The 13,605-nt window shown below is 64.7% G+C and carries 12 protein-coding genes; 8 read left to right on the top strand and 4 right to left on the bottom strand.

Features of this window, described 5'->3' with window-relative positions; all coding sequences use genetic code 11:
* Window positions 1–39: 39 nt before the first annotated feature.
* On the bottom strand, window positions 40–804 hold the full coding sequence (locus C266_RS06715) for a DeoR/GlpR family DNA-binding transcription regulator (protein WP_010805351.1): 765 nt from the start codon (window positions 802–804) through the stop codon (window positions 40–42).
* A gap of 346 nt (window positions 805–1,150) precedes the next feature.
* Between C266_RS06715 and C266_RS06710 the strand changes: the two genes are divergently transcribed.
* The 3 genes from C266_RS06710 to pdxA all read left to right on the top strand — a co-directional run bounded on the left by C266_RS06710 (window position 1,151) and on the right by pdxA (window position 4,511).
* Window positions 1,151–2,140 (top strand): 2-keto-3-deoxygluconate permease, encoded by a 990-nt coding sequence (locus tag C266_RS06710; RefSeq protein WP_010805350.1) that lies wholly within the window; start codon window positions 1,151–1,153, stop codon window positions 2,138–2,140.
* Complete coding sequence (locus tag C266_RS06705; RefSeq protein ID WP_036661894.1) at window positions 2,137–3,411, top strand: four-carbon acid sugar kinase family protein; 1,275 nt, start codon at window positions 2,137–2,139, stop codon at window positions 3,409–3,411. The genes C266_RS06710 and C266_RS06705 overlap by 4 nt, the downstream gene beginning before the upstream one ends.
* Window positions 3,412–3,509: 98 nt before the next feature.
* On the top strand, window positions 3,510–4,511 hold the full coding sequence (gene pdxA / locus C266_RS06700; RefSeq protein ID WP_010805348.1) for a 4-hydroxythreonine-4-phosphate dehydrogenase PdxA: 1,002 nt from the start codon (window positions 3,510–3,512) through the stop codon (window positions 4,509–4,511).
* Between the two features lie 60 nt (window positions 4,512–4,571).
* Here pdxA and C266_RS06695 read toward each other — a convergent pair whose 3' ends face one another.
* From C266_RS06695 to C266_RS06685, 3 genes are all read right to left on the bottom strand, one after another.
* Window positions 4,572–5,336, bottom strand: coding sequence for a class II aldolase/adducin family protein (locus C266_RS06695; RefSeq protein WP_370855851.1), 765 nt, complete (start codon window positions 5,334–5,336; stop codon window positions 4,572–4,574).
* A gap of 62 nt (window positions 5,337–5,398) precedes the next feature.
* Window positions 5,399–6,388, bottom strand: coding sequence for a 4,5-dihydroxyphthalate decarboxylase (locus tag C266_RS06690; RefSeq protein WP_010805346.1), 990 nt, complete (start codon window positions 6,386–6,388; stop codon window positions 5,399–5,401).
* Window positions 6,389–6,469: 81 nt separating this feature from the next.
* Window positions 6,470–7,834 (bottom strand): MFS transporter, encoded by a 1,365-nt coding sequence (locus C266_RS06685; protein WP_010805345.1) that lies wholly within the window; start codon window positions 7,832–7,834, stop codon window positions 6,470–6,472.
* Window positions 7,835–8,049: 215 nt separating this feature from the next.
* Here C266_RS06685 and C266_RS06680 point away from each other — a divergent pair, with 215 nt between their 5' ends.
* The 5 genes from C266_RS06680 to C266_RS06660 all read left to right on the top strand — a co-directional run.
* Window positions 8,050–9,375, top strand: a complete 1,326-nt coding sequence (locus C266_RS06680; RefSeq protein WP_010805344.1) for a citrate synthase — start codon at window positions 8,050–8,052, stop codon at window positions 9,373–9,375.
* 315 nt (window positions 9,376–9,690) lie between these two features.
* Entirely contained in the window at window positions 9,691–10,293 is a 603-nt protein-coding gene (locus tag C266_RS06675) for a secretin and TonB N-terminal domain-containing protein (RefSeq protein WP_010805343.1), read from the top strand.
* Entirely contained in the window at window positions 10,283–10,786 is a 504-nt protein-coding gene (locus tag C266_RS06670; protein WP_010805342.1) for an RNA polymerase sigma factor, read from the top strand. The genes C266_RS06675 and C266_RS06670 overlap by 11 nt, the downstream gene beginning before the upstream one ends.
* A 195-nt stretch (window positions 10,787–10,981) precedes the next feature.
* Window positions 10,982–11,971, top strand: coding sequence for a FecR family protein (locus C266_RS06665; protein ID WP_010805341.1), 990 nt, complete (start codon window positions 10,982–10,984; stop codon window positions 11,969–11,971).
* A 159-nt stretch (window positions 11,972–12,130) separates the two neighbouring features.
* A partial coding sequence (locus C266_RS06660) for a filamentous hemagglutinin N-terminal domain-containing protein (protein WP_010805340.1) occupies window positions 12,131–13,605 on the top strand: 1,475 nt, incomplete at its 3' end.

The following is a 13,605-nucleotide window of genomic DNA, read 5'->3' as shown; positions in this document are numbered from 1 at the left end:
ATGTATTGAGGTATGCCAATGGCTCGGCAGATGACAGCGTCAACTCACCGACTCGATCGTGATTTCAGGGTGCTTGCGGAATTCCGCAAGCGCGTCGTTGTCGGTGCGCGCTTCGGTGACGAGCGTCCAGGCGCGCTCCAGCGGTGTCCAATGCTGCTGGCTCGCCCGGTCGAGCTTGTTGGCCGTGACCAGCACGTACACGCTGGCCGACTGACGGATAATGCACTCCTTGAGCCAGGCTTGTTCGGCCGAGGCTTCGCACAAGCCGCGGCCGGCAACGACGCCATCCGCACCCAGGAATGCCTTGTCGACGGACACCCGCGAGAGCGCCAGTTGCGCCAACGGCCCGAGTACGCTCATGCTCGACGGTCGGACATCCCCCCCGATCAGCGTCACGGGGACCTTGTTGGCCGCCAGTGCGCCCACGGCCAGCAGGTTGTTGGTCACGACGTGTACCCCCTCGCGTCCTGCCAGAAAGCGCGCCATGGCTTCGGTCGTGGTGCCGCCATCCAGAAAGATCGTGTCGCCGTCGTCGACGTGAGCCACGGCGGCACGCGCGATGGCGTCCTTCTGCTCGCGAAAGCTCTCGCGGCGCAACTCCAGCGATTCCTCGGGTTCATGCATGCGCACGGGCGCGGCTGCACCGCCGTACGTGCGCACGATGCGGCGCTCGTCGGCCAGCGCGCGCAAATCGCGGCGCACCGTGGCTTCCGACATGCCGAAATGCGCACACAGCGCGGCAACATCGGTCATGCCCGACAGAACGGCTTTGAAAATCGCCTCGCGGCGGTTCGCAACTTTCATGGATGGATCGACGTTGAGCAGAACAAATCGTGGCTTTGCGGGCGGACAGCATATACGCCGCGCGTCGCGCATAGTGTAGCTTGCTGCGTACGAAAACCGTCCGATACACCGCAAAGTGATCGATTGGCGTTAGCTCGATCGTCGGGGGCTCTGGAAATGATCGATTCAATCATTTTTCCCAGAACTAAGACCCTCCGTTCGCGGCGTTTCCCCCCGATTTTGGGCGGGGATAAACCCGTAGTCACAAAATTTGCACATTTTTCTAGCAGCGATTAGACTTCCGCATGATTGAAACGATCAAAATAATGATTAATTAATCAAAATTGATACCAGTCGGGAGACAACAATGGCTCAAATTCATATCAAGCGTGCCATCGAGCGCGTGCCGGGCGGGATGATGATCGTTCCCTTGCTGATCGGTTCGTTGATTGCGACGTTCATGCCTGGAATGCCGAAGTTCTTCGGCTCGTTTACCAACGCGCTGTTCACGGGCGCGTTGCCGATTCTTGCGGTGTTCTACGTCTGCATGGGCGCGAGCATCGACGTCAAGGCGACGCCGTACCTGATCAAAAAGGGCGGGGCACTGTTCGGCGCCAAGGTGGGCGCGGCCATCGTCGTCGGGGTGGTGCTCGGGCACTTCCTGGGGGAAGCCCCGGTGACGTCGGGCGTGTTCGCCGGCATTTCCACGCTGGCCGTGGTGGCGGCGATGAACGACACCAACGGCGGTCTGTACATGGCGTTGATGGGGCAGTACGGCCGTTCGGAAGACGTGGGCGCGTACACGATCATGTCGCTGGAGTCGGGCCCGTTCCTGACGATGGTCACGCTGGGGGTTGCAGGTCTGTCTGCGTTCCCGTGGCCGACGCTGGTGGGCAGCATTCTGCCGCTGGCGGTGGGCATGCTGCTGGGTAATCTCGACCGCGAAATGCGCGACTTTCTGGGCCGCGCCGTGCCGGTGATGATCCCGTTCTTCGCGCTGGCGCTGGGTGCCGGCCTCGATTTGCACAAGGTGTGGCAGGCCGGCCTGCTGGGCATTCTGCTCGGTTTCGCCGTTGTCGTGGTGACCGGCATTCCGCTGTATATCGTCGACCGTCTGACGGGTGGCACGGGCGTGGCCGGCACGGCTGCCGCCAACACGGCGGGTAACGCGGCCGCCGTGCCTGCGCTGATCGCGGCTGCCAACCCGGTCTACGAGGAAGCGGCCAAGAGCGCAACGCTGCTGGTGGCGGCCTGTGTGGTGGTGACCGCCATCGTCTCTCCGATTCTGACGGCGGCCGTTGCCAAGCGCGTGATGGCGCGCGGGGCAGGGGCGGCGGCCAAGGGGGCGGCGCAGTGAGCATGCTGATTGTCGCCGACGACTTGTCTGGCGCCGCCGACTGCGCGATCGGCTTTACCAATGCCGGCTGGCGCAGCGTTGTGTCGCTCGACGTCGACGGCTTCAATGCGGCGGCACAGGTGGTGGCGATCGATACGGACACACGCCGTCTTGCCCCGGCCGACGCCGCCGCGCGTGCGGTTGCGGCGTGGCAGCGGCTTGCCGCACCCGGACGTCGTCTGTACAAGAAGATCGACTCCACATTGCGCGGCAACTGGGTTGCTGAAGTCGCGGCATTGCAACCGCTTGCGGGACTTGCCATCGTGGCGCCCGCGTTCCCGGCCACGGGCCGCACCGTGCAGAACGGGGAAGTCTTCGTGCGTGGCGTGCCGCTCGCCGAGACGGATACGTGGCGGCTGGAACATGACGCTCAGGAGGCGCGCCTCGCGCCGATGCTCGCTGCCGCCGGCATGAAGACGCAGACCGTGACGGTCGATGTGCTGCGCGGCGATGTCGCGACGGTAGGTGCGGTGCTGAACAACGTTATCGCACAGGCGCGCGCCGATGCCGTCACGGCGCTGATCGTCGACGCGCAGACAGATGACGATCTCGCCATGCTGGCGCGTGCCAGCGTCGCGCTGACGGACATCTTCTGGGTCGGATCGGGCGGTCTCGCGCGTGAGCTGGCCGAACTGCCGGCGTTGTTTGCATCGCCGGCACATGCCGGCGACGTGCGGCACAATGCGCACGCAACGAACGAAGACCGTGCGGACGGGCGCGTGCTGACGCTGGTGGGCAGTTTGTCCGCGGTGTCGCAGCAACAATGCGCGCGGTTGTGTGAAGACAATGCGGTCGTCGAGTGGATCGTGCCGCCTGCGGTGTTGCGTGCCGGCCCGGCGCATCCCGACAGCGCGCTCTGGCGCGCGCGCATTGGCGATGCCATTGAAAGCGGCACCGACCTGCTGGTGCGAATCGGTCGCGACGACGCGTTCGATCCCGCCGAGGGCGCGCAGTTGTCGGCCGCGTTGGCCACATTGATCGCACCGCATTTCGCGCGGCTATCGGGCCTCATCGTGACGGGCGGCGAAACGGCGCGCGCCGTGTTGAGCGCGGCAGGCGTCGGCGCACTGGAGTTGCTCTCGGAGGTCGAACCGGGCGTTGCGGTGGGGCGGCCCGCGAACGGTGCGCCAATGCGTATCGTCACGAAGGCGGGTGCCTTCGGGGGCGAAGCGGCGCTGCATAGTGCCTACCGGCATCTGCGCGCTGCGGCAAAGACTGGCGACACCCAATGAGCTGGCGCGAACGCGTCGCAGGACAACAAGACATCGATCCGGAACACGCCCTCCGTTCCGGGCATTCTTCCAACGAAACGAATATCAACGCAAACGCCATGAATCAATATCTCCCTGTCATTGGCATCACCATGGGTGATGCGGCTGGCGTCGGCCCGGAAATCGTCGTCAAGAGTCTGGCGCACGATAGCGTTTATCGACAGTGCCGTCCTGTGGTGATCGGCGACGCGCGACGTCTCGAGCAGGCCATCGCCATCGTCAAGAAGCCGCTGAGCGTGCGACGTATCCAGACGGTCTCGCAAGCGACGTTCACGCCGGGCGTGATCGAGTGCATCGACCTCGATCTGATCCCTGAAGACCTGCCGTTCGGCGAACTGTCCGCCATCGCAGGCGACGCGGCGTATCAGTACATAGCGCACGCGGCGAAGCTCGCCGAGGCCGGCGAAATCGATGCCATTTGCACCGCACCGCTGAACAAGGAAGCCCTGCACGCCGGGGGCCACAAGTTCCCCGGCCACACCGAGATGCTCGCTCATCTGACCGGTGTCGACGAAGTGTCGATGATGCTCGTCGCACCGCAACTGCGCGTGATTCACGTCACGACTCACATCGGCATCATCGACGCGATTCGCAAGATCGAGCCCGGCCTGGTGCAGCGCACGATCGAACGCGGCCACGCGACGCTGGTCAAGGCGGGCATCGCCAATCCGCGCATCGCCGTGTGCGGCATCAACCCGCATGCAGGCGAGAATGGGCTGTTCGGCTATGGGGAAGAAGAAGAGAAGATCGTGCCGGCAGTGGAACTGCTGCGCGAGCGCGGCTGGGATATCGAAGGACCGTTGCCGGCCGACACGCTGTTCTTCCGCGCCGGGCGCGGCGACTTCGATCTCGTGGTCGCCATGTACCACGACCAGGGGCATGGCCCGGTGAAGGTGCTGGGCCTCGAAGCGGGGGTGAACGTCACCGTCGGCCTGCAAGTGGTGCGCACATCGGTCGATCACGGCACGGCATTCGATATCGCAGGCAAGGGCATCGCCGACGAAGGCAGTCTGCTCGAAGCGCTGCGTCAAGGGGCCGAATTGGCCACGCGTCGCACGTAAGCGTGGCCGACGGCAACATCGCGCAACTGGCCTGAAGGGGGCGAGTTGCCGTCAGTCCGATCAACTGCTGCGCAATGCCGCCACCTGACGCTTCCACAGCGTCCACGGACGCTCGATCACTCCCAGGTTCGTGGCGTTCGAGCGTTTGCCTTCTTCGGGGTCGAGGTACGTCACCTCGCCGCCGAGCGCAATGGCCCTGGATTGCATTCCCGCGTTTAGCTCCGTATAGATGGCGCGATACACAGCGGCGGGCAGTGACGGGGCCGTCGCCACGAAACCGTGTCCACGCATGAGCGCGACGTCGGCATCGCTTAGCGACTCCGCCAGCGCTTTACCCTGTTCGCCGTTGCGTACGAGCATGTCGGTACAGCCGAAGCAATGGCGGATGTCGAACACCGGTGCGCCGCTGCCGAGAAAGCCCGCCATGTGATAGACCGGGCGCAGACGCACGGACGATGACGCAAACGGAATCACCGACGGCGAGTGGCTGTGCACGATGGCTGCCACGTCCGCGCGCGCACGATAGATCTCGCTGTGAATCCACGTCTCCAGATAGCGTTTGCGCGTGTCGCCGTCGACCGGTTGGCAATCGAGGTCGAGTGTGAGAATGTCGTCCGGCGTCACCAGTTCGGGCGCCATCGATTGTGCGATCAGGAAATGGGCCGGATTGCGCGGGTCGCGAACGCTGACATGGCCGAAGCCGTCGAGCACTTCGTGATGCGCGAGGATGTGGTTCGCCGCGGCGAGGTCTTCGAGCAATTGCGCCATCGACCGGGCATCGTGTTCGGTGAGCGCCGGGGTGTAGGGGGTAGCAGCGTGGGTCATGATCGTGACAAGTAGAAGATCCAAAGAGGAAGGCCGAAGCGCAGCGTAGGCAGCGAGCGGGGTCACACCCGCACGGCAGCCGCCATCTCCGGAGGAAACAACTCCTCGGCCTGCATCGGCCGATGGCAGACGCCTTGCTCGAAGGCGAAACGCAGGAAGGCGTCGAGCGTGACGCGGTTGGGCGCAACCCCATAGGGCCACGGATCGCTGCCGAACATTTCGCGTGCCTGCGCGGCGCGCCGACTCATCCACGGCAGCGGGAAGTGCGAGCAGGTAATGTCGTCGAGGCGAGCGATGCTGGCGTCTTTCGCCTGCGTAAACGCCTTGAGTAAATTGCCCGCGATCCAGCGATGTGCGCTAAAGACCTCGCGCCGCATGACAATCAGATGCATGATCGGGAAGATGCCGGTGCGCGCGAAATAGGCGCGTTCGGCAGTCTCGAAGTCGGTCAGCAGGCGGACGATTTCCCGCTCGCGGCCCGGCGGCGGCGCGGGCGGACGGGCGCTGAGGATCGCGTCGATGTCGCCATCGAGCAGCATGGCCGTGAGCGAGGTCTCGGGGGACGGCCGATAACGCACGCCGTCCGGCATCCGCACGGCGACTTTCTCGCGACGCCCTGCCTGATTGACGCCACCCTGCACCCATTCGACATCCGTCAGCGCAACGCCCTGATCGTGCGCAAGCCATCCACGCGAGTAGACCGATGCCGTTTGCGCCCACTCCGGCACGCCGATCCGCTTGCCGCGCAGATCGGCGGGCGAGGTCACGCTGCCGTCGCCGCGCACGTAGAGCGACGACAACCGGAACGCGCGCGAGGGAAAGACAGGCAGGCCGATCAGCCGGTCATCGCCTTGCGAGCGCAGCGACGCATACTTGGCGAGCGACATCTCCGAGAGATCCCATTCCTGAAAGTGCGTCGTGCGATAAAAGATCTCTTCGACCGGCAGCAACGACGGCACGAGATCGATCCCTTGCGCGGCAACCCGGCCGTCGAGCAGGTCGCGCACATGGTCGTAATCGTTGACGGCGAGCGAGAGGGTTAGCTTGGACATGACGCGTTCCGATGCGCGCAGGCGCGCGCAGAGACGGCCGTTACGCGAGCACCGAACCGGCGCCCGCACGGCCGCAGATCATCAGTGACCGAAGGCCGGGGCCTTGGGCAGGTTTTCGGGGCGGGCGACGAAGAACACCAGCACCGCTGCCGTGACGAGCGCGGCGCCCAGCACGACGAACATCACGCCTGCGCCGCCCGTGGCTTGTTGCAGCACCCCGGCGATGGCTGGGCCGCACATCGCCCCGACGCGTGCGATGCCGAGGTAAAGGCCGACCGCAGTGCTGCGAATCTCGGTCGGATAGCTCACGGCCACGAGGTTGTTGAGTACCGTCTGCGTGCCGATCACGAACATGCCGGCGACCACGATGCCTGCAAATGTCACGGTGCCGCCGGCGGCCGTTGCAAGCACGGCGATGGCCGCCGCGCCGCACAGCCAGGCGAGCGACATCGCCAGACGGCGATTGCCGATGCGGTCGGCCACCACGCCGCAGATCAGGCTGCCAAACGCCGAGGCGAACACCAGCAGCGAGCCGTAGGCGAAACTCGTCGACAGGTTTTCGCCGCGTTTGAGCATGATCGTCGGCAGCCAGCCGGACAGACCATAGGACGAGAACAGCGATAGTGCCCCCATCGCCCAGAAACAGATCGTCTGACGGCGGAACTTGCCGGAGAAGAGCGCCGCGACCGAGCCGGCTTTGACGCCGGCGTCGGGAGAAGTGAACGTTGCGTGATCGAACGCTGCGGCGCGCGCCGGCCACAGGCGTTTGAGTTGCGCACGTACCGCTTCCTGACGCCCCCGGCTCGCCAGAAATGACACCGACTCCGGCAGCGCGAACGGCAACGCGAGCGCCAGCACGACGGACAGGCTTCCCACGTAGTACATGCTCTGCCAGCCGTGCTGCGGAATCAGCCACGCGGCAACGAAGCCGGAGGCCGTCGCACCGCCGATCCAGCCGCAGGTAAAGAAAACGATGGTGAAAACGTTCGCGCTGCGCTTGGGCGCGATCTCGTTGATGTAGGTGACGGCGACCGGCATCAGCAGACCCAGCGAAATCCCCATCGCGAAGCGAAGCGCAATGAAGGTGCGCAGATCGTGCGCGAACAGGGCGATGGCCAGGCTCATCAACCCCGAGAGCCAGATGCCGGTGAGCAGCACGCGACGCCGCCCGATGCGATCGCTGAATAACCCCGAGACGGCAGAACCCGCGGCGAATCCCGCGAGTCCGCATGACAGCAGCACGCCGATCTGGCTCGGCGACAAGTGCCATAGCGCAGTCACGTCGTGGACGATATAAGCCGCGTTATAGAGATCGAAGCCGTCGAACAGCAGGATCAGCGCGAGCAGTGTGCCCAGCCAGTAATGAAACGCCCCGAGCGGGGCCGATTGCAGCGCGTCGCGAACGTCGATGCGTTCCGGCTGCCGCGTCGGGGTGTCTTGAGTCATGCCTTGTCTCCGAATGGGACGACCTGTCGCGCGCCGGGAAGACCGGGCCGCAGTGTCTTTGTTGTGCTATCCGGAGTCGACTTTACTGGGCGATTTTTTGTTTATCAATATTGATTTTTAAAGTCAATACGCCTGTGGCATCATGTCTCGCAAATTCGACCGAATCGTGGGCACTCGCCCGCAGTGAGGGGGCGACGGGACCATTGAGGCAGACAATGACGCAGCAAAACGACCTGATGACGCGCGACGAAGTGCTGGCCGTGCTCGACATCAAGCCCGCCACGCTTTACGCCTATGTGAGCCGGGGGCTGATCCGGGCGAGGCCGCATGAGGACGGACGCAAGAGTCTCTATTTGCGACGTGACGTGGAGCGTCTGGCGACCCGCAAGCGCGGGCGCGCGCCCACTGGCGCCGTGGCCGAATCGACCATGCGTTTCGGCGACCCTGTGCTGCATTCGGCCATCACGCAGATCACGCCGCATGGCCCGCGATACCGCAACCGGCTGGCCATCGATCTGGCGGGGGGCGGCGCGTCGTTCGAATCGGTCGTGCATCTGCTGATGACAGGCATCTGGCAGGACAGCATTGCCGAGTGGCCGATGCAGGACACGCCGCCCGACGTGCTGCGATTCCTGTCGACCTACGACGGCGAAGTCGCGAGCGCAGACATCGGCAATCTGCTGGGCATGGTGCCGTTTGCGCTGGCGATGCACGGTCGGGGGGCGCGCGAATTGGCCGATGGTGCAGCGGTACAGGCCGCGCGGATGATGCTGCATTGCATGGCCGGTTGTGTCGGCTTTCTCGGGCCGCAGCATCGGTTCGTGGCGCGCGTCGAAGGGGACAATGTCGCGGGACATATCCTGCGCGCAGCGGGTAACGCACCGACGCCCGCGAAGCTTCGCGCGACGAACGCCGCCCTCGTGCTATTGGCCGATAACGAACTGGCCCCGGCCACGTTCTCGGCACGGATCGCCGCCTCGACCCATGCGGATCTTTTCAGTTGCGTGGCCGCCGCCATTGGCTCGCATATCGGCTTCTCCACAGGCACGAGCACTGAAAAGATCGAGACGTTGTTGCTCTGCGAGCCGTTCAATGCGCTCGATACACGCGTGGATCGTGTGCGCGAGTACGGCGCGAGCCTGTTCGGCTTCAACCATCCGCTGTATCCGGGCGGCGATGCGCGCGCCGATCTGATGATGCAGATGGCGCGCAGGCTCATGGACGAGACGGGCAAAGGGGCGATGAACGCGGTGGCGCGCGAGAACACGCGTCTGACGCTCGATTTCCTTGAGCGCATGCGCAGCGAACTGAATGCCCATCCCGGCTTGGCGCCGGGGCTCGTCACGCTGGCCCGTGCGCTGGGATTGCCTGACGGGGCGTCCACCGCGCTCTGGATCGTGGGCCGCTCGGCCGGCTGGGTCGCGCACGTCATGGAGCAACGCACACAGGCGTTCATGCTGCGCCCGCGCGCGAAGTACGGATTGGGTGGCCCAGTGACATCCGAATCGTTCGAGTCTTTCGAGACCCCGGTTTCGCGATAGCGCCGCAAGCCCCCGACAGGTGTCAGACGTCGTTGCGACAGAAGAAACGCCGCTTGTAACAAATAATTCATCTCGGACTGCTAGCCTGCACGAAGACTCCAATTCCGCACGTCCCCGAGCGTGCTCAAACTTGCCCGGGCGAGCCGTGTGCCAAGTAGCGCGGACATGCTCAGAAACATAGCGAAAAGCACGCCGCAGCCGATATTGTTATTGTGCATCGCGATGATCTGCTCCTGCGCTTGCTCTGCCCGTGTCTGGGCGACAGACGTCGCTCCCGGCGCCGTAACCCCTGCCGAGGCCGGAGCCCAGCCGCTGTTGTCTTTCGATATTGCCGCGCAACCGCTGCAGTTTGCGCTCGAGGCGTACGGCGCCTTCACCGATGTCTCTCTGCTGTACGACAGTTCCCTGACCGCAGGGCGCATCTCTGCGCCCGTGAAAGGCGAGATGTCCGCTCGCGCAGCGCTCCAGATCCTGCTCGAAGGCAGTGGCTTGACGTCCCGTTATACCGGCGCCAAGACCGTGGCGCTTGTGCCTGTGCAACAGAATTCGCCCAGCCCCGTTGATCGCGCGCCCGTCGATGCCGCGTCTGCCCGTCGCTACTTCGGATTGATACAGACGCGCGTGCACGACGCCTTCTGTGCGCAGCCGGTGCTTGCACAGGGCGCGCGCCGTATCGCGCTGCGTTTGTGGATCAATGCCGCTGGCGAGATCGGCCCGGTGACATTGCTTGACTCCAGCGGCGACCGGACCGTCGACGCGTTGGTGGTCCGCACGTTGCAGGGCGTGCGAGTCGGCGAAGCAGTACCGGCGGCGCTGGCGCAGCCGTTTACTTTTGTGGTGTTGCCCCGGGCGTCCGGCCGCAGTTGGGCATGCGAGACGGCGAACGACGCGACGGCCGGAGGGGCGCATGGCCGATAGCCCCCGCGCCAAGCTACGAGAACTGCTCGTGCAACGCTACGGGCAACTCAAGACCCTGCTCTCGCGCAAGCTCGGCTCGTCCGATCTGGCGGGCGACGCGTTGCAGGACACGTGGCTGCGGCTGGAAAACACAGAGAACATCGAGCCGGTGCGCAATCCGGGTGCCTATCTGTACCGGATGGCCTATCACGCCGCCATCGACAAGCAGCGCGCGGAGGACCGCCGGTTGAGTGTCGGCGAGATCGAGACGATGCTCGATCTGGTGAGCCCGGAGCCGGGGCCCGCACAGATCGCAGAAGCGAACTCCGATCTCAATGCGCTTGCGCGCGTGCTGGAGCAAATGCCCCAGCGCCGTCGTGACATTCTGCTCGCGGTGCGACTCGACGGCCTTGCGCAGCGCGAGGTGGCCGAGCGCTTCGGGATCTCGTTGCGGCTTGTCGAACTGGAACTCAAGCGGGCGCAGGAGTTTTGTGCCGACCAAATGGAACGATAGCAAACGACTGTCCGCTTGCCACGTCATCGTGACGATGATGCGAAGCGGGCAAAAATAATTTCAAAAATACTTGCGGAAACCGCTCGCGGGAAACGTCTTGTGAATATGACGCCCCCAAATCTGGGCAGAACCCCGCCGGCAACTCAGAGAATGCCTGGCAGCGCCGCAAGCAGAGGATCGACAGACACACCCGACATGAAGGCTGCACCCGATAGCTCGACCCGATCCGCCACGACGCAGACCCTGCGGCGCGACGCCCATGCATGGGTGCGACGTCTCACGTCCGGCGAGGCCACCGTGGCAGATGCGCAGGCGCTCAAGCAATGGTGCGACGTGAGCCCGGCGCATGCCGCGGCGTTCGCCGAGGCGCGTGATCTATGGCGCGATCTCGGCCCCGCCGGCGAGATGGCGCGCGCACGCGCCAGCGCCGAGGTGCGCCGCCCCGTACGCGCGGGACGCCGCATGTTCCTCGGCGGTGCGCTGGCGTCGGCCGCTGGCATAGGCGCGGTCGTTGTGGCCCCTACGGGGTTCTGGGGCGCGATGGCGTCGATGGCGAGCGCCGACTATCGCACCTCCACTGGCGAGCAACGTCAGATTGCGCTGGCCGGTAACGTCACGGTCGATCTCAATACCCGCACCAGCATTGCGTTGACGGACAAGAACGGCGCGGCCGATGCGCGACGCGGCGTGAATCTGCTCGATGGCGAGATAGCCGTCGACAACTCGCGCAGCCCGGCGTCGTTCGTCGTGACGGCAGGCGATGGACGTGCCATCGGTACTCAGGCGAACTTTGAAGTGCGCCACCTCGATACACGTGTGTGCGTGACCTGTGTTTCCGGCGGCGTGCGCGTCGAGGTGGGGGGCAACAGCGTGCAATTGGCCGCACGCCAGCAGGTGGTCTACGAAGGGCGGAAGTTGGGGCGCGCCGCGTCCGTCAATACGGCCGCAACGTCGGCATGGCGCTCGGGCGTGCTCGTGTTCCGCGATGCGCCGCTCGCCGATGTGATTGGCGAAATCAATCGCTATCGCTCGGGGCGGGTGATGGTGTTCGACAGTCGTCTTGCACAAAGCCGGTTGAGCGGACGATTCCGTATCGACCGGATCGGCGAGATCTTCGCGCAGATTCAGGCCGTGCTGGGCGCGAGTGTGACACAGCTACCTGGCGGCATCGTGGTCGTGGGCTAGCGGAAATCGTCGGGCAGGCGCGAGGAGTCGATTCGGAGAACGAGAAATTTTCGAGAGCGTCTTTGCGGGTTTGAGGAGTGAGCGTCGTCATCAAAGGGAAGGCCGCTTGCATCGATGAGATGGCGGCGGCCGCTAACCGATTGCCACTGCAAATTCGCCATGCAACCGAACCCTTTCATCTCGCTCGCTTCCCCCGATTCCAACGACTCGCCCAATCAGTCGCAACGCCGCCGGTTGGGGCGCGTCATCCGCAGCCTGCACCGCAAACCGCTCGTGCAGGCTGCGGCGTTGACGCTGTTGGCATCGTCGGCAGCGCATGCGCAACAGGCGTTCAGCAACGCATGGTTTGCCGCCCGCGGTGCCGCACAGGCAACGGCGTCGCAAACGGGGCGTCTGCCGAACGGCATGCCGGTCACGTCGCTGATGGACCCCTCGGCGCAGCAGCAACAGGCGAATGCGCAGTTGCAGCGCTCGATTGCGAATCTGAGTTCGGCCGCACAGAACATCGCGGCAATGCAGGCCGCACAAGCCAATGCGCGCGCGGCAGCGGCGAGCAGCGATACGACCATCCCCGATGGCCTGACCGAAGGCGGCCTGAAGGTCGACACGAACAGCCTGACCAAGGGCTGGATCAACGCTCAAGCGCCGACGCAGACGAGCGCCAACGGCAAGACCCACGTCAACATCCAGCAAACGGCCAATAAGGCAATCCTGAACTGGGAGACGTTCAACGTCGGGCGAAACACGTCGGTGAACTTTGCACAGCAAAGCGACTGGGCGGTGCTGAATCGTGTGAACGATCCGCAAGCGCGTCCGAGCCAGATTCAGGGGCAGATTCACGGCGACGGCACCGTACTGGTCCTGAACCGTAACGGTGTGATCTTCGGCGGCACGAGTCAGGTCGATACGCGCAATCTGGTGGTCGCGGCGGCTCGCATGAGCGACGCGCAGTTTCAGACGAACGGGATCTACGGCGCGAACGGCACGACGCCGACGTTCACCGATGCGCTGGGCAAGGTCGAAGTGCAGGCGGGGGCGAATATCACGACGCGCACGCCGACGTCGGTGACGCAAGGCGGTGGCTACGTGCTGCTGCTGGGCAATCAGGTGAGCAACGCGGGGACGATCGTCGCGCCGCAAGGACAGGTGGCGTTGGCCGCAGGCGACAGCTTCGTGATACGCAAGGGCGTGGGCACGGACGCGAACACGCCGTCGACCACCCGCGGTAACGAAGTGTCGCCGCAGTTCGTGGCACAGAGTACGGCGGGCAAGGTGGTGAACAGCGGCTTGCTGATGTCCCCGGAAGGCGACATCACGCTAGCGGGCCGCGACGTGCAACAGTTGGGCACGGCGGTGTCGACCACGACGGTGAACACACGCGGCACGATTCACCTGCTGAACTCGGCGAGCGACACGCTGGGCAAGGTGACGTTGGGCAGTGGTGCGCTGACGTCGGTGCTCATCAGCGATAACGGGGCGACGGCGCTCGACAGCCAACGTGCCGCGTTGATGCAGGATTCCGCAAAACAGGACAGCCTGCGCGCCGGCATGTCGTCCGGACTGTTCGACAACTTGTCGAGACTCTCGGATCGTCGCGATCAATCGCGCGTCGAGATCGTGAGCGGCGGTAATGT

Origin of the sequence: Pandoraea sp. SD6-2 (assembly GCF_000389825.1) — a bacterium.
In the GTDB taxonomy this organism is placed as follows: domain Bacteria; phylum Pseudomonadota; class Gammaproteobacteria; order Burkholderiales; family Burkholderiaceae; genus Pandoraea; species Pandoraea communis.
The sequence above is the reverse complement of the archived record's forward strand: the minus strand, read 5'-3'. Positions and strand labels throughout refer to the sequence as shown.

Coding starts and splice junctions, on each gene's coding strand:
- C266_RS06680 (WP_010805344.1), top strand. CDS start 8,050: ATGACGCAGCAAAACGACCTGATGACGCGCGACGAAGTGCTGGCCGTG.
- pdxA (WP_010805348.1), top strand. CDS start 3,510: ATGAATCAATATCTCCCTGTCATTGGCATCACCATGGGTGATGCGGCT.
- C266_RS06665 (WP_010805341.1), top strand. CDS start 10,982: ATGAAGGCTGCACCCGATAGCTCGACCCGATCCGCCACGACGCAGACC.
- C266_RS06710 (WP_010805350.1), top strand. CDS start 1,151: ATGGCTCAAATTCATATCAAGCGTGCCATCGAGCGCGTGCCGGGCGGG.
- C266_RS06690 (WP_010805346.1), bottom strand. CDS start 6,388: ATGTCCAAGCTAACCCTCTCGCTCGCCGTCAACGATTACGACCATGTG.
- C266_RS06715 (WP_010805351.1), bottom strand. CDS start 804: ATGAAAGTTGCGAACCGCCGCGAGGCGATTTTCAAAGCCGTTCTGTCG.
- C266_RS06695 (WP_370855851.1), bottom strand. CDS start 5,336: ATGACCCACGCTGCTACCCCCTACACCCCGGCGCTCACCGAACACGAT.
- C266_RS06670 (WP_010805342.1), top strand. CDS start 10,283: ATGGCCGATAGCCCCCGCGCCAAGCTACGAGAACTGCTCGTGCAACGC.
- C266_RS06685 (WP_010805345.1), bottom strand. CDS start 7,834: ATGACTCAAGACACCCCGACGCGGCAGCCGGAACGCATCGACGTTCGC.